The sequence below is a fragment of the Achromobacter dolens genome (assembly GCF_902859745.1).
In the GTDB taxonomy this organism is placed as follows: domain Bacteria; phylum Pseudomonadota; class Gammaproteobacteria; order Burkholderiales; family Burkholderiaceae_B; genus Achromobacter; species Achromobacter dolens.
On sequence record NZ_CADIJW010000002.1, the window covers coordinates 86,652 to 106,249 of the forward strand.

16 protein-coding genes and 1 riboswitch are annotated in these 19,598 nt (G+C 69.3%); of the genes, 8 read left to right on the plus strand and 8 right to left on the minus strand.

Annotated features, from left to right (window positions below; translation table 11 throughout):
- Positions 1–8: 8 nt before the first annotated feature.
- Both HV783_RS02650 and HV783_RS02655 read right to left on the minus strand, forming a co-directional pair.
- The gene (locus HV783_RS02650) at positions 9–1,001 is read right to left on the minus strand and encodes a Bug family tripartite tricarboxylate transporter substrate binding protein (RefSeq protein ID WP_054445107.1); all 993 of its coding nucleotides are present in this window, start codon (positions 999–1,001) and stop codon (positions 9–11) included.
- Between the two features lie 247 nt (positions 1,002–1,248).
- On the minus strand, positions 1,249–1,806 hold the full coding sequence (locus HV783_RS02655) for a DUF1415 domain-containing protein (RefSeq protein WP_175188659.1): 558 nt from the start codon (positions 1,804–1,806) through the stop codon (positions 1,249–1,251).
- Between the two features lie 104 nt (positions 1,807–1,910).
- Positions 1,911–1,974, plus strand: a riboswitch (Fluoride riboswitch).
- A 163-nt stretch (positions 1,975–2,137) separates the two neighbouring features.
- On the opposite strand from HV783_RS02655, the gene crcB reads away from it, so the two are divergent.
- Positions 2,138–2,509: a fluoride efflux transporter CrcB gene (crcB, locus tag HV783_RS02660; RefSeq protein ID WP_026382997.1), complete on the plus strand. Its 372-nt coding sequence runs from the start codon at positions 2,138–2,140 to the stop codon at positions 2,507–2,509.
- Between the two features lie 128 nt (positions 2,510–2,637).
- Complete coding sequence (locus HV783_RS02665; RefSeq protein WP_167517710.1) at positions 2,638–3,021, plus strand: hypothetical protein; 384 nt, start codon at positions 2,638–2,640, stop codon at positions 3,019–3,021.
- Positions 3,022–3,066: 45 nt separating this feature from the next.
- On the opposite strand, the gene HV783_RS02670 is transcribed toward HV783_RS02665, so the two are convergent.
- Together HV783_RS02670 and HV783_RS02675 are read right to left on the minus strand one after the other, a co-directional pair.
- Positions 3,067–4,539, minus strand: a complete 1,473-nt coding sequence (locus HV783_RS02670) for a M20 family metallopeptidase (RefSeq protein ID WP_020928243.1) — start codon at positions 4,537–4,539, stop codon at positions 3,067–3,069.
- A 48-nt stretch (positions 4,540–4,587) separates the two neighbouring features.
- Positions 4,588–5,505 (minus strand): LysR family transcriptional regulator, encoded by a 918-nt coding sequence (locus HV783_RS02675; RefSeq protein WP_144657909.1) that lies wholly within the window; start codon positions 5,503–5,505, stop codon positions 4,588–4,590.
- A 110-nt stretch (positions 5,506–5,615) separates the two neighbouring features.
- On the opposite strand from HV783_RS02675, the gene HV783_RS02680 reads away from it, so the two are divergent.
- Positions 5,616–6,569, plus strand: coding sequence for an alpha/beta hydrolase (locus HV783_RS02680; RefSeq protein WP_175188660.1), 954 nt, complete (start codon positions 5,616–5,618; stop codon positions 6,567–6,569).
- Between the two features lie 18 nt (positions 6,570–6,587).
- On the plus strand, positions 6,588–7,574 hold the full coding sequence (locus HV783_RS02685) for a Bug family tripartite tricarboxylate transporter substrate binding protein (protein WP_064526831.1): 987 nt from the start codon (positions 6,588–6,590) through the stop codon (positions 7,572–7,574).
- A gap of 54 nt (positions 7,575–7,628) precedes the next feature.
- Here HV783_RS02685 and HV783_RS02690 read toward each other — a convergent pair whose 3' ends face one another.
- Both HV783_RS02690 and HV783_RS02695 read right to left on the minus strand, forming a co-directional pair.
- Positions 7,629–8,987 (minus strand): ATP-binding protein, encoded by a 1,359-nt coding sequence (locus HV783_RS02690; RefSeq protein ID WP_116792520.1) that lies wholly within the window; start codon positions 8,985–8,987, stop codon positions 7,629–7,631.
- Complete coding sequence (locus tag HV783_RS02695) at positions 8,984–9,652, minus strand: response regulator transcription factor (RefSeq protein ID WP_054502220.1); 669 nt, start codon at positions 9,650–9,652, stop codon at positions 8,984–8,986. The genes HV783_RS02690 and HV783_RS02695 overlap by 4 nt, the downstream gene beginning before the upstream one ends.
- 140 nt (positions 9,653–9,792) lie before the next feature.
- Between HV783_RS02695 and HV783_RS02700 the strand changes: the two genes are divergently transcribed.
- Both HV783_RS02700 and HV783_RS02705 read left to right on the plus strand, forming a co-directional pair.
- Positions 9,793–10,566, plus strand: coding sequence for a MipA/OmpV family protein (locus tag HV783_RS02700; RefSeq protein WP_175188661.1), 774 nt, complete (start codon positions 9,793–9,795; stop codon positions 10,564–10,566).
- Positions 10,567–10,602: 36 nt separating this feature from the next.
- Positions 10,603–11,325, plus strand: coding sequence for a LysR substrate-binding domain-containing protein (locus HV783_RS02705; protein ID WP_175188662.1), 723 nt, complete (start codon positions 10,603–10,605; stop codon positions 11,323–11,325).
- 101 nt (positions 11,326–11,426) lie between these two features.
- Here HV783_RS02705 and HV783_RS02710 read toward each other — a convergent pair whose 3' ends face one another.
- Positions 11,427–13,052: a methyl-accepting chemotaxis protein gene (locus HV783_RS02710; protein ID WP_054502217.1), complete on the minus strand. Its 1,626-nt coding sequence runs from the start codon at positions 13,050–13,052 to the stop codon at positions 11,427–11,429.
- 272 nt (positions 13,053–13,324) lie between these two features.
- The gene (purL, locus tag HV783_RS02715) at positions 13,325–17,374 is read right to left on the minus strand and encodes a phosphoribosylformylglycinamidine synthase (RefSeq protein ID WP_116792523.1); all 4,050 of its coding nucleotides are present in this window, start codon (positions 17,372–17,374) and stop codon (positions 13,325–13,327) included.
- Between the two features lie 367 nt (positions 17,375–17,741).
- Between purL and HV783_RS02720 the strand changes: the two genes are divergently transcribed.
- Both HV783_RS02720 and HV783_RS02725 read left to right on the plus strand, forming a co-directional pair.
- Complete coding sequence (locus tag HV783_RS02720) at positions 17,742–18,293, plus strand: TRAP transporter small permease (RefSeq protein WP_054502215.1); 552 nt, start codon at positions 17,742–17,744, stop codon at positions 18,291–18,293.
- Entirely contained in the window at positions 18,290–19,588 is a 1,299-nt protein-coding gene (locus HV783_RS02725) for a TRAP transporter large permease (protein ID WP_064526845.1), read from the plus strand. Before HV783_RS02720 ends, HV783_RS02725 begins: the two co-directional genes overlap by 4 nt.
- Positions 19,589–19,598 lie beyond the last annotated feature (10 nt).

A 19,598-nucleotide genomic window follows, 5' to 3' on the forward strand; every position in this document is an offset into this window, starting at 1 on the left:
GCGCGTCCTCAGCCTTTCAGATCGGTCTTGGGCACGTTGTTGGCGCGGATCACGCCGGCCCACATGGCGGACTCTTCGGCGATGACCCGGTCCAGGTCGGCCGACGAGGTGAACTCCACGGTCACCCCCTGCTCGGCGAACTGCTTGACCAGGCTGGGGTCGCGCGTGCCTTCGCGCACCGCGTTCTCCAGCGTCGCGGCGACCGCCGCCGGCATCGCCGCCGGGCCCGAGATCATCATGCGGGTGTACAGCTCGAAGCCATCGACGCCGGCCTCTTTCATGGTCGGCACGTCGGGCAGGCTCGACAGGCGCCGGTCGGCCGTCACCGCCAGCACCTGCAGCTTGCCCGACTGGATGTTGGGCAGCGCCGAGGTCGGGAAATCGAAGGTGCTCTGCACCGTGCCCGCCATCAGGTCCAGCAGCGCCGGGCCGCTGCCCTTGTAGGGCACGTCCTGGAACTGCGTGCCGGTCTTGGACTGGAAGTGCAGCAGCGCCAGGTGGTTGATGACGCCGCGCCCGGCATGGGCGCAGGTGATGTCGCCCGGCTTCTTCTTGGCCAGCGCGATGAATTCCTGCACGTTCTTGACGCCCAGCGCCGGATGCACGATCAGCAGCATCGGCGACTTGCCCATCGACCCCAACTGCTTGAAGTCCGACTGCTGGTACGGCAGGTTGTTGTAGAGCAAGGGGTTCAGGATCATGCCGTTGGTGCCGGCAAAGCCCAGCGTGTAGCCGTCCGGCTCGGCCCGCGCCACCGCAACCGTGGCGATGATGGCCTGGCCGCCCGGCCGGTTCTCGACCACCACGTTGCCCTTCAGGACCTTGCCCATGCGTTCGGCCAGCGCGCGCGCGGCGATGTCGGTCAGGCCGCCGGGCGCGAAGCCGACCAGCAGGCGCACGGGGCGGGTGGGGAAATCGGCCTGGGCCTGGGCATGCGCCAGGCGAGGCATCAACGGCAGCGCGGCAAGCGCGCCCAGGGCGTGGCGGCGGGTGAACGGCATAAGGCTCTCTCCAGACAGGCGCGCACGACGACCGCGCGACAGGCGGCCGCGCGAGCCATGCGATGAACAAGGGGGAAGGAAGCACAGGCCGCCCGCCGAACGGCGGGGGGTCTCAATGACGGTATCTTGTATGCAATATGGCGCGGGGGCTATCTAGGGATATCCCGGTGCCGGGTTCGCCCCCACGCCGCGCGCCTGCGCGGCCCCGCGCAGGAGAGGCCAGCCTGGAACCTGAGCAAAACCCGCCTCAGGACTTGCTCATCAACCGCTTCCAGCCTTCCAGGCCAAGCCGCTGCATCGTGTCGATGTTCTTCTCGTAGATCTCGGCGGCGTCCGGGAACGACTCGACCGCGCGGTCGATGCTGTCCTCGCGCAGCAGGTGCAGGACGGGATACGGCGACCGGTTGGTGTAGTTCTCGATATCGTCCGGCTGGGTGTCGGCGAACTGGAACTGCGGGTGGAACGTGGCCACCTGCAGCTCGCCCACCAGGCGCATGCGCTTGAGCAGGCGGTCCGACAGGTCCTCGAAGTCGTTGAATTCCAGGAAATCGTCGAGCGCGTCGGGAATGATCAGCAGCGTGGTGTCGATCTTTTCCGGATCGGCCTCGGCCAGCAGCGCCAGCTCGTCCTGCAGGTCGGTCAGGACGCCTTCGGCGTCGGTCGCATCGCTGACGGCAAAGCGGATCTGATCCTTGACCTGGACCGCCTTGGCGAACGGACAGAGATTCAGGCCGATCACGGCCTGGGTGAGCCAGTGGCGGGTTTCGGCAACCACGTTGGCGTAGGCGTCGGAAGTGGAAATCATGGCGGGTAATCCTGGCAAACCGCGAGTATAGGCGACCGGTGGAAGGCGCCCGCGACCGGGTTCGCTTTGGGGCCACGCCCGGCCGCCGCGCCTGGGATACAATCGATCGCAATGGGAATGGAGCTTCCCAAAACCACCGATCCTTCGGCTGATGGCTCCTGCTGACCGGGCAACATGCCCGCAGCGGGTGCCGTCCGGACAAAACCCGCCGCGGCGGGTTTCTTGTTTTTCGGGCCGCGGCCTCGTCGCAGGCCGCCCGCGCCTGCAACCGGCGCGGCCCGTGGACAAGCCCCAGGCTGTTGCTCTCCATCGTTTCACCTGGAGAGAAATCTTGAATCTAGTGCTGGTTTTCATCGGCGGCGGCCTGGGATCGGCCGCGCGCTACGGCATGAGCCTGGCCGCGTTGCGCCTGGGCTGGATTGCCTTCCCCTACGCCACCCTGGCCACCAACGTGATCGGCTGCTTCGTCATGGGGCTGATCACCGAACTGCTGGCGCTGAAGTTCTCGGTGTCGCAGCCGACCCGGCTGTTCCTGACCACCGGCATTGTCGGCGGCTTCACCACCTTTTCGACCTTCGCGCTGGAGACCGCGCTGCATGTGGAACAGGGGCGCATCGGCACCGCGCTGCTGTATGCCGGCCTGTCGCTCGGGTTGGGGCTGGCGGCGCTGTTCGGGGCGATGGCGCTGGTGCGGACGCTGTGACGGCGGCGGCCGGGGCGCCGTTGACGGCCGCGCTCGCCATCCACCCTCCGTCCGACATTGCCGGAGCCTGTGGCACCGCGCGACGGGGCCGCGCTAGAGTGGCGCCACGACTACCACGAGAGAAACGGATGGCCATCGCGCTCACCTATTTCGCCAACCGCCTGTCCGACGATGAACTGGTGATGCTGCTGCGGCAACGCGAGAACTTCTACGTCGAGAACATCAGCGCCATGGATATGCTGACGCGACGCATGCAGGCGCTGCTGGCGACGGACGGCCTGTACAGCGTAGTACAGATCGCGCCCCAAAATACGGCCCCCCTCTCATTCATTCCCAACCCGATCACGGACACCGTCTTCATCCTGAGCGGCCTATGGGCATTACTGCGGCGGATCGCGCAACGATTCACCCGCCCCCGCTGCGACGTACTCCTGCGGGTGACGTCCGAGACAGCCATGCGCGTCGTGTTCCGCCCATCGGCGCGCCCCTCGGCAGCGCATCCCACGCCATGAAAAAAGCCCGGCCAGGCCGGGCTTTCTTTCATCCGCCAACGCCGATCAGGCCGCCGGCATCGCCGCCATGGTCTGCGCGACCGCGGCGGTCAGCTTCTTGCCGTAGGGCACGTGCAGGAATTCATTCGGGCCGTGGGCGTTGGACTTGGGGCCCAGCACGCCGCACACCATGAACTGGGCCTTGGGGAAGCCCTTCTGCAGCATGCTCATCAGCGGAATGGTGCCGCCCTGGCCGATGTAGCCGCAGGGCGCGCCATAGTACTGCTGCGAGGCGGCATCCAGCGCCTGGGTCAACCACGGCGCCGAGGCCGGCGCGTTCCAGCCGGTGGCGGCGCCTTCGTTGGCCTTGAAGAGGACCTTGGCGTTGTAGGGCGCGTCGGCTTCCAGCAGGGCCTTGATTTCCTCCGAGGCGGCGACGGCGTCGACCAGCGGCGGCAGGCGCAGCGACAGCTTGAAGGCGGTGCGCGGGCGCAGCACGTTGCCGGCGCTGGACAGCGGCGGCAGGCCTTCGGCGCCGGTCACCGACAGCGTCGGGCGCCAGGTGCGGTTCAACAGGGCCTGTTCCGGCTCGGTGGTCATGGGCAGCACGAAGCCGCCGTCGGCGCCGCAGCTCCAGGGGAAACGGCGCCACACTTCGTCGCCCAGGATGCGGGCGGTGGCGTGCACCTGCTCGATGCGGTCGGCGGGAATTTCGCAGTGCAGGCTCTGCGGCAGCAGGCGGCCGGTGGCGCTGTCTTCGAGGCGGTCCAGCAGATGGCGCAGGATGCGGAACGACGACGGCACCACGCCGCTGGAGTCACCCGAGTGCACGCCTTCGTCCAGCACCTGCACTTCCAGCGTGCCCGACACCATGCCGCGCAGCGACGTGGTCATCCACAGCTGGTCGTAGTTGCCGGCGCCCGAATCCAGGCACACCACCAGGGCCACGTTGCCCAGGCGGTCGCGCAGCGCGTCGACATAGGGCAGCAGGTCGTAGCTGCCGGATTCCTCACAGGTCTCGACGATGCCGACGCAGCGCGGGCGCGGAATGCCCTGCTTGTCCAGCGCCATGATGGCGGTGAGCGAGGCGTACACGGCATAGCCATCGTCGGCGCCGCCGCGGCCGTAGAGCTTGCCGTCTTCGTACTTGGGGGTCCAGGGGCCGAGGCCGGCGCGCCAGCCCGAGAATTCCGGCTGCTTGTCCAGGTGGCCGTACAGCAGCACGGTGTCGCCGTTGTCGCTGCGGGTGGCGGGCGCGTCAAAGAAGATCACCGGCGTGCGGCCGGGCAGGCGCACCACTTCCAGCTTCAGGCCCGAGACCTTCTGGGCTTCGACCCACTGCGCCGCGTCGCGCACCACGCGCTCGATGAACGCGTTCTTTTCCCAGTCGGCGTCGAACGCCGGGCTCTTGGCCGGGATGGCGATGTAGTCGGTCAGCGCGGGGATGATCTCGTTGTCCCACTTGTCGTCCACAAAAGCCTGCAGAGCCTTCGGATCGAGGGTAGGAGGAAGTGCGTCGTCGGGGATGCGTGCGTTCATGGCGCGGGATCCTGTGGTCGGGAAGCGGAATAATCCTCTATTTTATGCCTAGCGCGCCGCGTAGGCCTCGATCCGCCCCCATACCTGGCGCGCCAGCGGCTTGGCGTTGGCCACCGACTGGTACAGCCGGATCTCCATGTGGATGTCGTTGCGCGCGCTGTCGGCGCGCACCAGGGCGCCGGCGCGCAGGTCGGATTCGACCAGCGTGTGGGGCAGCCACGCCAGGCCGAAGCCCTGCCGCGCCATGGCATGCAGCGCGTCCGCCAGGTCGGATTCATACATGGCCTGCAACCGCGCCGGCACGCACAGGCCGCGCAGGCGATCGCGCAGGATGCGGCCCAGCGACATGCTGTCGGCGTAGGCCAGGAACGGCACGGCCGGATCCGAGGCCAGCTTGGGCACGGCATGGCGCGGATGGCGGCTGCCCGGCGCCAGCGGCGCGCTGACCGCCACCAGCTTGTCGGCGCCGACCCGGCGAAAGCGGTAGTTGGGGTTGTCGATCTGCGCGTACAGCGGCTCGTGCGCGTGGCACAGCAGGAAATCGACCTCGCCGTCGGCCAGCATGTCGATGCCAAAGTTGAGCGTGGTGGTGACCACCTTCAACTGGAACGGCTGCATGCCCTGCTGCACCCTGGCCATCAGCCCCGGCAGCACCGAATGCGCCAGCGTCTTGCCGGAGGCGATGGCGATGCGGCGGACACGCTCCTGTTCCGGCTTCTGCAGACCCTGGCGCGTCTCGCGCAGGATGTCCAGCACGTCGATGGCGGCCGCCAGCATGCTGCGCCCGGCCGCGTTCAGCGTCGACACCTGGTGGCCGCGCTCGACCAGCGGCACGCCGGCCCAGTCCTCCAGCGCCTTGATGCGGCGCCCGAAGGCCGGATGCGTCACGTTGCGCGCCTCGGCCGCCTGGAACAGGTTGCGCGCCTTCGACAGCGCCACGAAGTCCTCCAGCCACTTGATGTCCATCCGTCTCCCCTCTTCTTGTGTGGCTGTGCCGTATCGGCACAGGCCCTGCACATTTTGCACAAACCCCGCGCTTGTTACAACTAGTATTACGGCATTCCCTGGAGATGCCGATGTCCGACGCCCCCATCCTGCTGAAATCCCTGCGCAGCCACTTCCTGGGCGGCCGCGAGGTCGCGGCCAGCGGACTCCCGGTGCTGCGCAAGCAAGTGGTGGGCAACGGCGCCGCGCGCGCCATCGACATGAACGGCAGCTACTGCGCCGGCCAGCTCTATGTGCAGGAATACCGCCTGGCCGAGCCGCGCCACCCGCATCCGGTGCTGCTGTGGCACGGCGGCGGCATGACCGGCGCACAATGGGAGAGCACCCCCGACGGCCGCCAGGGCTGGCTCTGGCGGCTGCTGCAATCCGGCTATGACGTGTTCGTGGCCGACGCGCCCGAGCGCGGCCGCGCCTCGTGGGCGATGTACCCGCAGATCTACGACGCGGCGCCGATCTTCCGTTCCAAGGAAGAAGCCTGGCACCTGTTCCGCGTCGGCCCGGCCGGCGGCTACGCGCCCGCCGGCCAGCCGCGCCGCGCCCACCCCGCCCAGCAATTCCCCACCGAGGCCTTCGACACCTTCGCCAAGCAGTTCGTGCCGCGCTGGCTGGCGCATGACGCCATGGCGCTGGATGCCTATCGCGAACTGCTGGACCTGGCCGGCCCCTGCATCGTCATCGGCCACAGCCAGGGCGGGGGCTACGCCACGCAACTGGCGCGCGAATGCCCCGGCCCGATCCGCGCGGTGGTGGCGGTGGAACCGACCGGCACGCCCGAACACGTCGACGGCCCCCTGCCCCCGCAACTGCTGGTCTGGGGCGACCACTTCGACCACCACGACACCTGGCAACGCTACCGCGCCCAGACCGACGCCTACTGGGACGCCCTGCGGCGGGCCGGCCGCCGCGCCGACGTGCTGGACCTGCCCGCAGCGGGCATCGCCGGCAATTCCCATTTCTGCATGCTGGACCGCAACAGCGACCGCATCGCCGAACTCATCGTCGACTGGCTCAACGGCCTCGACTAACCTTCGCCTGGAGACACCATGAAACTAACCAAAACCGCAATCGCCGTCGCGTTGCTGAGCGGCGCCTCGCTGATCGCGGGCGCGGCCTCGGCGCAGCAGGCCGACTACCCCAACAAGCCCGTGCGCCTGATCGTGCCGTTCGCCCCCGGCGGCACCGCCGACATCATCGGCCGCGTGTTCGCCGCGCAACTGGGCGCCGAGCTGGGCGCCACCGTGGTGGTCGAGAACAAGGCCGGCGCGGGCGGCTCGATCGGCACCCGCTTCGTGGCCGACGCGGCGCCCGACGGCTACATCCTGCTGCTGGCCTCGTCCAGCACCCACGGCACCAACCCGGCGGTGTACAAGAACCTGACCTACGACGCGGTGCAGGACTTCACCGCCATCACGCAACTGGTGACCGTGCCGGGCGTACTGAGCGTGACCAAGGACTTCCCCGCCGCCGACCTGAACGGCCTGATCGCCGCCGCCAAGGCCAACCCGGACAAGTACACCTACGCCTCGTCGGGCGCGGGCGGCCTGGGCAACCTGGCGATGGAACTGATGAAGTCGATGACGGGCGCCAAGCTCATGCATATCGCCTACCGTGGCGCCGGCCCGGCCTTCACCGACGTCATCAGCGGCCAGGTGTCGATGATCTGGGAGCCGGTGCCGGCCTCGCTGCCGTACATCAAGGGCGGCCAGATCCGCCCCATCGCCATCGCCGCCGACACCCGTTCGCCCGAACTGCCCGACACGCCGACCTTCAAGGAAGCCGGCCTGCCGCGCTACGAGGCCAACGCCTGGAACGGCCTGCTGGCGCCCAAGGGGCTGCCGGCCGACGTGACGCAGAAGCTGCACGACGCCTCGGTCAAGGCGCTCAACAACCCCGAGGTCAAGGCCAAGCTGGCCAGCCTGGGCGGCACGGTGGTGGCCGGCACGTCCGAAGCGTTCAAGAACGTGATCGCCAGCGACGTGAAGAAGTGGAAGAACGTGGCGGCCGACGCCAAGATCCAACTGGATCAGTAAGCCGCGCGCGCCACGGCGCCTGTTTCGCGGGCCGGCGATTTGCGCCGGCCTTTTTCATGTCGCGGCGGCCGCGGGAAAGGTGACCATCAGGCCGATCCCCCGGCCGTTCAGGCCGGGGGTGAAAACCACCACGGCGCCATGGCGCGCGGCGATCTGCGCCACCAGCGACAGGCCGATGCCGCTGCCGCCGCCATTGGCGCCCGGGGCGCGGTAGAAGCGGTCGAACACCCGCGCGCGTTCGGCCGGCGCGATGCCGGGACCGTCGTCGGCCACCCGCAGCCAGGCCCTGCCGGATTCGTCCGGCCCGCAGGACACCGCGATCTGGCCGCCCTCGGGGGTGTAGCGCAGGGCGTTGTCGAGCAGGTTGCGCACCAGCACCCCCAGCGTGTCCATGTCGCCGCGCGCGCCGCAGGCCTGCACGTCCAGCAGGATGCGCTGGCGCTTGCGCGCCGCGGCCGCCTCGCAATCGCGCACCAGCAGCACCACCAGCGTATCCAGCGCCACCGGTCCGGAATCCGCGTCGGATTCGCTGGCCGCGTCCATGCGGGCCTGGTCCAGCAATTGCTCGGCCAGGCGCGCGGTGCGCTGCGCCACCGCGCGCAATTGCAGGGCGGCGTCGGCGGCCGGCGTGTCGGCGATGCGTTGCAGCAGCACTTCGGTCTGGGCGCCGAGCGCGGCCAGCGGCGTGCGCAGTTCGTGCGCGGCGTCGGCCAGGAAGCGGCGCTCGTGGTCCATGGCGGCCTGCAGGCGCAGCAACAGGGCATTGATGGACTGCACATAGGGATGCAATTCGCCCGGCAGGCGGTCCAGCGGCAGGGGCGCCAGATCGAACGGCGCGCGCCGCAGGATCGCTTCGCCGGCCTGGTTGACCGGCCGGAAGGCCTGGCGCACCACGATCCAGGTGGCCGCCGCCAGCAGCAGGAACAAGGCGGTGACGATGACCAGGCCGCGCTTGAAGGCGGCCACCGTTTCGGCCCGCAGCACGCTGTCGGCGCGGGCCAACTGCACCTGCACCTGACCGGAGGCGTCGCTGAGCGAATACACGCGCCAGCGCCTGCCGTCGATCACACTGTCGCGGAAGCCATCATCGAAATGCGGATTGAGCGGCTGGGCCGGCGATTCCGGCGAACGCAGCGCCAGGCGCCGGTCGGCCAGCGACCAGATCTGCACCGAGGCGCGCTCGCCGCGGAAATGGCTGGACGGCGGCAGTTCGAAGCGCTCGTCCGGCCGTTCCTCGAGCAGGCTGCGGCGCAGCGACAGGATGGTCTGGTTGGCCGAGTCCACCAGCGCCTGGTCGCGGATGCCGGTGCGGGCCTCCGTCATGGAGTGCTGCTGGAACAGGAACACCGCCGCCCAGGTCAGCAGCAGGGTCAGCAACAGCGTGACGGTCAGGCGCTTGCGCAGCGTCTTCACGGCGCGTCCCCGCCGGCAATGCGATAGCCCAGCCCGTGCACGGTGGCGACCAGGTCCTCGCCCAGCTTGCGCCGCAATTGGTGCACGTACACCGCCACGGTGTTGCTTTCGATCGTGCCGCTGCCGCCGTAGACGGCGGATTCCAACTGCTCCCGGCTGACGGTCTGGCCGGCGCGCTCCATCAGCGCCAGCAGGGTGCGGTATTCGCTGGCGCTGAGCGTCACCTCGGCGCCCGCGCGGGTCACCACCCGCCGCGCCGGATCCAGCGACACATCGCGGCAGCGCAGGACCGAGACCACCGAATTGCTGCTGCGGCGCACGACGGCGCGCAGCCGGGCCAGCAGCTCGTCGAGCTGGAACGGCTTGACGATATAGTCGTCGGCGCCGGCGTCCAGCCCCTGCACCCGCTCGCTCAGGCGGTCGCGCGCGGTGATGATGAGCACCGGCGTGGCGTCGTAGCGCCCGCGCAGGTGCTTGAGCACGGCCAGGCCGCTGCCGCCGGGCAGCCCCAGGTCGAGCAGCACGGCGCCGTAGCCGTGGTCGACCAGCGCCAGCCGGGCCTCGGGCACGTCGCGCACCCAGTCCACGCGCATGCCGGCCTGCGCCATGCTGGCGCGCAAGGCGTCTCCCAGCATCGCATCGTCTTCCACCAGTAGAACTTGCAAGAACGCTCCCTGACTCTCCATGGCGTCGCATTGTGCCGCCCTGGATTTAAAGAATTTTTAAAAGCCGGCCCCGACAATGGCGCCTTGCCGCGCTCCGGCCATCGCCGGGCGCCCGCCCACGAGAAAGGAAAGTTCCCGCAATGAAGCTGGCTATGTTAGCAACTGGCGCCGCCACGGCCGCCACCCTGGCCTGCGCCGCCGCCCCGGCCCAGGCCGATCAACCTGGCACCAATTTCATCGGATTGAGCGTCGGCTACGTGCCGGTCTACGAAGGCTCGCGCGAATACCGCGCCCTGCCGGTGCCGTTGGTCAACTACCACTCGGGCAACTTCTTCATCTCGCCACGCGCCGGCCTGCCTGCGATGGGCCTGCAGACCGCACTGGCGCCCGACTGGAAGGCGGGCGTGTTCGTCGGCATGGGCCTGGGCCGCGATTCCAGCGACGCCGACCGCACCAAGGGCCTGGACGACATCGATTTCCACGGCACCTACGGCGCCTTCGTCGAATGGGCGCCCGGCCCACTGTCCCTGGGCGCCGCCTACCGCCAGGCCGCGCGCAGCGCCTACGGCGGCACGCTCGAACTGCGCGCCACCTACGCCGCCTGGCAGGACGGCGCCCATCGCGTCAATATCGGCGCCAGCACGCAGTGGGCCAGCCACGACGCCATGCAGACCTGGTACGGCGTCACCTCCTCGCAGGCCGCCAGCAGCCGCGCCGGGCTGTCGACCTACTCGCCGTCCTCCGGCTTCAAGTCGGCGGCGCTGTTCACCACCTGGTCGTACCGCATCAACCCGAGCTGGAGCACCATCACCACGCTGGGCGTGAACACGCTGCTGGGCGACGCACGCGACAGCCCGCTGACCGAGCGCCGCGCCAACCTGTTCGGCAGCGTCGGCATGGTCTACGCCTTCTGAGCGGCCCCGGCCGCGCCTTCCAAGGAAACCCGCGCCATGACACCGCTGCCCAGGATGGAAGTGTTCGCCAAGGTCACCAGCGTCGGGGCTTTCGGCCGCGCCGCCGCGGCGCTGGGCATTCCACTGACGCCGCCGCCGCGCCAGGCGGCCAGCGCGGGCCGCGACGCCGGGCTGCTGCGCGTGGACCTGCCCGACGCCCGCACCCGGCAGGCGCTGGCGCCCTTGCTGGCGGCCTTCGCGGCGCGCCATCCCGGCCTGCGGTTCCAATTGAGCGTGACGCCGGCCGCATCCCCGGCGCCGGACGGCGCCGATCTGACGATCCGGCTGGAACCGCCCTGCGACCCGTCCTGGCTGGCGCATCGCCTGGGCGCCCTGCGCGCCCGCCTGTATGCCGCCCCCGAGTATCTGGCGCGACGGCCGGCGCCGGAACGCCCGGCCGATCTGGCTGCGCACGACTGCATCGGCGTGCATGCCGACGACAACGGCGCGCCCGCGCGCTGGCAACTGCGGCGCGGCCAGGACCGCGCCATCGTCATGACGCGCGAACGTTATTGCGTGGAGGATCCCGAGATGGCGCGGCAGTTGGCCGCGCGCGGCGCCGGCATCGCGCCGCTGCGCGAGGCCGCGCCCGGGCTGGTCGCAGTGCTGCCGGATTGGGAACTGGAGCCGGTGGCGTTGTACGCGTTGACCAGCGCACCCCGGCTGCCGGTGCGCACCCGCGCCTTGATCGCGCACCTGACGCAGGCGCTGGCGGACTGACCGCAACGGCGGCGCGGCGCCACCTCATCAACAAGACGCGGCACGCACAGGCGTCCCGCGCCCCGAAGGACGGCGATTCAGGCGGCGATTCAGGCGGCGATTCAGGCGCCGATCAGCGCCGGCTCGGCGCCGCGGCCCAAGGCCGGCGCCTCGGCGTCGATCACCCGGCCGGTCTGCAGCTTGAACACCGCCACCGCTTCGCGCAGGCGTTGCGCCTGCGCTTCGAGCGAGGCGGCCGACGCGGCGGCCTGTTCGACCAGCGCGGCGTTCTGCTGCGTCACGCTGTCCATCTGCGACACCGCCTGGTTCACCTGCTCGATGCCCTGCGACTGCTCTTCGGAGGCACTGGAGATTTCGTTGATGATGTCCGTCACGCGGCGCACCGAGGTCACGATCTCCTGCATGGTGGCGCCGGCCGCTTCGACCTGGTCGGAGCCGATCGAGACCTTCTGCACGGAGTCGTCGATCAGGCCCTTGATCTCCTTGGCGGCCTGGCCGCTGCGCTGCGCCAGCGCGCGCACTTCGCTGGCCACCACCGCGAAACCCTTGCCCTGCTCGCCGGCGCGGGCCGCTTCCACCGCGGCATTCAACGCCAGGATGTTGGTCTGGAAGGCGATGCCGTCGATCACGCCGACGATGTCGGCGATGCGGTTGGAGCTGTCGGCGATGGCGCGCATGGTGCCGACCACATCGCCCACCGCCTGGCCGCCGCGGGTGGCCACGTCGGACGCCGCCGTCGCCAATTGCGAGGCGTTGCGCGAGCTGTCGGCGTTGTTCTTCACAGTGGACGACAACTCGTCCATGCTGGCGGCGGTTTCTTCCAGCGAAGCGGCCTGCTGCTCGGTGCGCGAGGACAGGTCGATGTTGCCGGCCGCGATCTCGCGCGAACCGGTGTGGATCTCTTCCACGCCCTGGCGCACGGCGGCCACGGTGCGCGCCAGGCTGTCCTGCATGCGCTTGACCGCCGCGTACAGCACGCCGATTTCGTTGTTGCCGCGCTGCTCGATGCGGTTGGTCAGGTCGCCGCCGGCGATGCGATCGAACAGGCGGCCGGCCTCGTGCAGCGGCCGGAACACCGAGCGCGCGAACACCGCGTACAGGCCCACCACCAGCACCGCCACCACCACCAGCAGGCCGATCAGGAAGGCGATAGCGCCGTTGATGCGGGCGTTGGCTTCGCGCGCCACGCGCTTGCCGATTTCGTCGGCGAAGTCCACGTACTTCTGGATCGCCTGGGTGAAGGCGATGCCCAGCGGCGTGACCTTTTCCAGGTTCAGGCGGCTGGCGTCCTGCGCCTTGCCGGCGCGGATCGCGGCGATCATCGGCGTGATCGCGTCGCGCTGGTAGACCTCATAGGCGGCCAGCGCCTCGTCGAACAAGGGCTTGCCCACCGGCGACGTTTCGGGATTCTGGCGCGCGCTCTGGATCAGGTCGGCGGCCTTCTTGGTGTAGCCGTCCAGGCGCTGCATGCTGGCCAGGCTGTCGATGCTCTTGCCTTCCAGCAAGGTGGTCTGGGCCGCCAGCAACACCAGACGCGCGCGCAGCAGCTCGGCCCCGGCCGAGTCGACCGCGTTGGCGCGCACCAGGTTGGTGTCCAGCATCACCTCGATCGAGCTGCGGTTGGAGGTCAGTTGTTGGTAGACGGCGATGCCGGTGACCAGGAAAAGGGCGAAAAAGATACAGAGCGCGGTCGTCAGGACGGCGCGGATACTCAGATTCTTGAACATGGGGAGGGCCACTCGGGGTTTGCAGGAGGCCGCCGCGGGCGGCTGTCCTCCTGTTTACGGCTTATTGCAATGAAAAGTTAAATATCTCATTGGGTTACAGCACCGATTACAGCAACGGAGCGAATACCGGCGAGCCTCCCCAGCCGCCGCGCGTTGCTCGCATGAAAAAAGCCCCACCGAAACCGGTGGGGCTTTGCCAGGTGGGCCATGTCCTGCGTGACGCATGGCCTCTCGGGGGCAGCTCGCGCGACACGCGCGGGCTGAGGCGCTTCTTATTTCAGCCAGGCGCGCGCGTTGCGGAAAATGCGCATCCACGGGCTGAACTGGCCGCCGCTGTCGGCGTTGCCCCACTTCTCGGGCGCCCACGACATCATGACGTTGCGGGTCACGCGTTCCGGGTGCGGCATCATCACGGTGAAGCGGCCGTCGGCGGTGGTGACGGAGGTCAGGCCGCCCGGGCTGCCGTTCGGGTTGAACGGATAGGCCTCGGTGGCGTTGCCGCGGTTGTCGATGTAGCGCGCCGCCGCCAGCACGCGGCCGGCGTCGCCCTGCTGCGAGAAGTCGGCGTAGCCTTCGCCATGCGCCACCGCGACCGGGATGCGCGCGCCTTCCATGCCGGCAAAGAAGATCGACGGCGACTTGGCCAGCTCGACCATCGACAGACGCGCCTCGTACTTCTCGGACAGGTTGCGGGTGAAGCGCGGCCAGTGCTCGGCGCCGGGGATCATCGGGGCCAGCGCGGCCATCATCTGGCAGCCGTTGCACACGCCCAGCGCGAAGGTGTCGGGGCGGGCGAAGTACGCCGCGAACTGATCCGACAGCTTGCTGTTGAAGCGGATGGTGCGGGCCCAGCCCTCGCCGGCGCCCAGCACGTCGCCGTAGCTGAAGCCGCCCACGGCCACCAGGCCCTGCACCTGCGCCAGGTCCACGCGGCCCGCCAGCAGGTCGGTCATGTGCACGTCGACCGCGTCGAAACCGGCGGTGTCGAAGGCCCAGCCCATTTCCACCTGGCTGTTGCAGCCCTGCTCGCGCAGGATCGCCACGCGCGGGCGCTTGCCGCTGTTGATGAACGGCGCGGCCACGTCTTCCTGCGGGTCGAAGGCCACGTTCGGGCTCATGCCCGGATCCTGCGTGTCGTTCCAGACGTCCAGCTCGGCCTGGGCGCAGGCCGGGTTGTCGCGGCGCGCCATGATGCGGTAGGAGACTTCGCTCCAGGCGCGGCCGAGGTCGGCGCGCGGCTGGCCCCAGACCTTCTTGCCGTCGCGATAGAACTCGACCTCGTCGCCGCCGTTCAGGCCGCCGATGACGTGCGAGTGGGCCGACAGGCCGGCGCCGCGCAGCACCTGCATGACGGCGTCGCGCTGGGCGGCCGGCACCTGGATGACGGCGCCGGCTTCCTCGGCGAACAGCGCCTTGAGCGTCAGTTCGTCGCGCTGCACCGCCACCTGTTCCGGACGGATCTTGTAGTCGCCCCAATCGGCCGATTGCGGGTCGAAGGTCAGCATGTCCAGGTTGACCGAGATGCCGGTGCGGCCGGCGAAGGCCATTTCCACCAAAGTGGCGAACAGGCCGCCGTCGGAGCGGTCGTGGTAGGCCAGGATGGTGCCGGCCTCGGCCAGGGTGCGGATGGTGACGAAGAAGGCGCGCAGCGCTTCGGGCGAGTCGATGTCCGGCACGGTCTCGCCGACCTGGTTGTAGGTCTGCGCCAGGATCGAGCCGCCCATGCGGTGCAGGCCACGGCCCAGGTCGATCAGGATCAGCACGCTGTCGCCGGCGTCGGTGCGCAGTTGCGGCGTGAGGCTGGCGCGCACGTCGCCGACCGGCGCGAAGGCCGTGACGATCAGCGACACCGGCGCCACCACCTGGCGCTGCTCGCCGTCCTGTTCCCAGGAGGTCTTCATGGACAGCGAGTCCTTGCCCACCGGAATCGACAGGCCCGCGGCCTGGCACAGCTCGCTGACGGCCGACACGGTGTCGTACAGCGCGGCGTCCTGGCCCTCGACGCCGCAGGCGGCCATCCAGTTGGCGGACAGCTTGATGTCTTCCAGGCGCGCCACGTCGGCGGCGGCCAGGTTGGTCAGGGCCTCGGCCACGGCCATGCGGCCGGAGGCCGGCGCGTTCAGCATGGCGATGGGCGTGCGTTCGCCCATGGCCATGGCTTCGCCGCGGAAGCCCTGGTAGTCAGCCAGGGTGACGGCGCAGTCGGCCACCGGCACCTGCCACGGGCCGACCATCTGGTCGCGGCTGGAGAGGCCGCCGACGGTGCGGTCGCCGATGGTGATGAGGAACGACTTGTTGGCCACCGTGGGGTGGCGCAGCACGCGGTAGGCCGCTTCGGTCAGGTCGATGCCGGCCAGGTCGAGCGGCTCGGACACGCCCGGCAGGCGGCGCACGTCGCGCGTCATGCGCGGCGGCTTGCCCAGGATGACGTCGATCGGCACGTCGACCGGACGCACCTCGGCCTCGCCCTGCGGACGGATCGTGTCCAGGCCGGGCAGGCCCTCGCCGTCGACCACGCGCAGTTGGCGTTCTTCGGTGGCCACGCCGACCACCGCGTAGGGGCAGCGTTCGCGGCGCGCGATGGCGTCAAAGCGCTCCAGGTCCTTGGGCAGGATCGACAGGACGTAGCGTTCCTGCGATTCATTGCTCCAGATCTCGGCGGGCGACAGGCCGGATTCTTCCAGCGGCACGCGCTTCAGATCGAAGATGGCGCCGCGGCCGGCGTCGTTGACCAGTTCCGGGAAGGCGTTGGACAGGCCGCCCGCGCCGACGTCATGGATGGCGATGATGGGGTTGTTCTCGGCCTGCTGCCAGCAGCGGTCGATGACCTCCTGGGCGCGGCGTTCCAATTCGGGGTTGCCGCGCTGGACCGAGTCGAAATCCAGCTCGGCCGAGTTGCTGCCCATGCTGATGCTGGAGGCGGCGCCGCCGCCCATGCCGATGCGGAAACCCGGGCCGCCCAACTGGATCAGCAGCGCGCCGGGGGGAATCACGTCCTTGTGCGTCAGGCCGGCGTCGATGCTGCCCAGGCCGCCCGCGATCATGATGGGCTTGTGGTAGCCCCAGCGGGTGCCGCCGGCGGTCTGCTCGAACGAACGGAAATAGCCCAGCAGGTTGGGACGGCCGAATTCGTTATTGAAGGCGGCGCCGCCGATGGGGCCGTCGATCATGATGGACAGCGGCGAGGCGATGCGGTCCGGCAGGCCGTGGTGGTCGGCTTCCCAGGGCTGCGTGGCGTCGTCGAAGCGCAGGTGCGAGACGGTGAAACCGGTCAGGCCGGCCTTGGGCTTGGAGCCGCGGCCGGTGGCGCCTTCGTCGCGGATTTCGCCGCCGGCGCCGGTCGAGGCGCCGGGGAACGGCGCGATCGCGGTCGGGTGATTGTGCGTCTCGACCTTCATCAGGGTGTGCACGGTGGTGTCGCGGCGGATGTACTTGGCGCCATCCACGCCCTCGCCCGTCACCCCGGGCACGCCGGCCTGGAAGCGCTGCGCCGGGCCGCCGGCCATGATGGCGGCGTTGTCCGAGTAGGCCACCACGGTGCCTTCCGGCTGCGCCTTGTGGGTGGCGCGGATCATGCCGAACAGCGTGTTGGGCTGCTCCTGGCCGTCGATCACCCACTGGGCGTTGAAGATCTTGTGGCGGCAGTGTTCGCTGTTGGCCTGCGCGAACATCATCAGTTCGACGTCGGTGGGATCGCGGCCCAGGTCGCTGAACGACTTGGCCAGGTATTCGATCTCGTCATCGGACAGGGCCAGGCCCAGGGTGCTGTTGGCCTCGACCAGGGCGGCGGCGCCGCGCGCCTGCACGTCGACCGTGCGCATCGGCTTGCCGGCCAGCGGCTGGAACAGCGCCTGGCCGTCGAAGCTGGCGTCGACCACGGTTTCGGTCATGCGGTCGTGCAGGCAGTCGGCCGCGCGCGCCAGCATGTCGGCGTCGAACGTCTTGCTGCCCAGCAGGCCGCGTTCGGGCGTGATGACGTAGCGCACGCCGCGTTCGATGCGGTGCACGGCCGACAGGCCACAGTTGTGGGCGATGTCGGTGGCCTTGCTGGCCCACGGCGAGATCGTGCCCAGGCGCGGGATCACCAGCAGCGCCAGGCTCTTGGCCGGTGCCTCGCCGGTGGCGGGGGTGCCGTAGTCCAGCAATTGGGCCAGGTGCTGCTGCTGCTCGGCCGTCAGGGCGGCGTCGGTGCTGACGAAGTGCTCGTAGCGGGCGGAAATGTCGGCCACCGGCAGGCCGGCTTCCTTCAGTTGCGCCAGCAGGCGGTCACGACGAAAGGAGGACAGGACGGAGGAACCAGGCAGATGCTGAACAAGGGACACGATGCGGGCGCCGTATATAAGGAGGGAAGCAAAAACAGGATTTTACCCCGCTTGGCGGGTTTTCCCGGACGGAAGCACGGCCCTGTCCCGATCCGGCCCGAATTCGTCCGGCTTTGGTCATTGTTACAAAAGAATTCCGCGACGAGGCGCGGGGCCTGCTGCACAGCAATATGGCGCGCAAAGCCTTGCCGCCCGCGCGGATTATGGCGGGCCCAAGGCCCGCCCCAGCACCCCGGCTATTGCGATGCACCATGTTGCGGCCATACCGCAGCGCGGGAAAACACGAACACCCGCCCTTCCGCCCCGACGGTAGGATGCAGCGACCCCATACCAAGAAAGCGCCTCGCCGCGCTGGCCGTCGCCTCACATGTCACGCCCCGAAGCCCCCGCCGAGCCCGTCGAACCGATCATCCCCGCCGAAGCAGACCCCGCCGTGAAAGTGCCGCTGGCCATCGAGGACTGGCTGGCCGTGATCCTGCTGGCGGCCTTGGCGCTGATTACCTTCCTGAACGTGCTGGTGCGCTACTTCACCGACCAGTCGTTCGCCTGGACCGAAGAGATCTCGGTGTTCCTGCTGATCGTGCTGACCATGGCCGGCGGCAGCGTCGCCTTCGTGCGCAACCACCACATCCGCATCGAGATCCTGGCCGACAACGGCTCGCCGCGGCGCCAGCGCATCATGGCGCTGATCGCCAACTTCTGCGTGCTGGCGTTCTTCGTGCTGCTGACGGTGCTGTCGGTCAAGCTGGTGTCCGATGAATTCATCTACGAGGAAACCTCGCCCGCCATCGGCGTGCCGACCTGGTGGTATTCGATCTGGCTGCCGGTGATGGCCGCCGCCATCTCGCTGCGCACCCTGGGCACGCTGCGGCGCCTGTGGAAGGCGCCGCTACCCAAGGCCGACGGGGGCCAGGCATGATCGCCGGCATCCTGTTCGCGGTCTTCATCGCGCTGATGCTGATCGGCGTGCCGGTCGGCGTGGCGCTGGGCATCGGCGGCACCGTGGCCATCGTGCTGTCCAACCTGGACACGCCCTGGTATGGCCTGCTGACCGTGCCGCAGAACTTCTACGCCGGGCTGGCCAAGTACCCGCTGCTGGCGATTCCCATGTTCGTGCTGGTCGGCTCCATCTTCGACCGCTCCGGCGTGGCCAAGCGGCTGGTGGATTTCGCCATCGCCATCGTCGGGCGCGGCCCGGGCATGCTGCCGCTGGTGTCGATCGCCGTGGCCATGTTCCTGGGCGGCATCTCCGGCTCCGGCCCGGCCTGCGCCGCCGCGGTGGGCGCGGTGATGATCGCGGCCATGTCGCGCGCCGGCTACCCGGGCTCGTTCTCGGCCTCGGTGGTGGCGGCCGGCGCGGCCACCGACATTCTGATCCCGCCATCGGTGGCCTTCATCATCTATTCGGTGCTGGTGCCCGAGGCCTCGGTGCCGGCGCTGTTCGCCGCCGGCATGGTGCCGGGCGTCCTGGCCGGCCTGGCGCTGATCGTGCCGGCCGTGTGGCTGTCGCGCAAGCACAAGATGGGCATGCTGGAAGCGCACCTGCCGCGTCCGCCGTTCTGGAAAAGCCTGCGCGAAGCCTCGTGGGGCCTGGCCGCGCCGGTGCTGATTTTGGGCGGCATGCGCATGGGCTGGTTCACGCCCACCGAGGCGGCCGTGGTCGCGGTGTTCTACGGCCTGTTCGTGGGCATGTGCATCCACCGCACCATCAAGCTGCGCGACCTGTACGTGATCCTGCGCGAGGCCGCCGAGCTGTCGGCCGTGATCATGCTGGTGGTGACGCTGGCCGGCATCTTCGCCTGGGCCCTGTCCACGCTCAGCGTGATCGACCCGATCACCCACGCCATCGTCAATTCCGGGCTGGGCGAATGGGGCGTGCTGGCGCTGCTGATCCTGCTGCTGATGACCGTCGGCATGTTCCTGGACGGCATCTCCATCTTCCTGATCTTCGTGCCGCTCCTGATGCCGATCGCCAAGGCCTACAACTGGGATCCGGTGTGGTTCGGCGTGATCCTGACGCTGAAGGTCGCGCTGGGCCAGTTCACCCCGCCGCTGGCGGTCAACCTGATGGTGTCGTGCCGCATCGCGCGCGTGCCGATGGAATCGACCGTGCGCTGGGTGGTGTGGCTGCTGGGCGCGATGTTCCTGGTGCTGGTGGCGGTGCTGGTGTTCCCGCAGTTGGCGCTGTGGCTGCCGCACAAGCTGGGCTACTGAGGGACCCGGA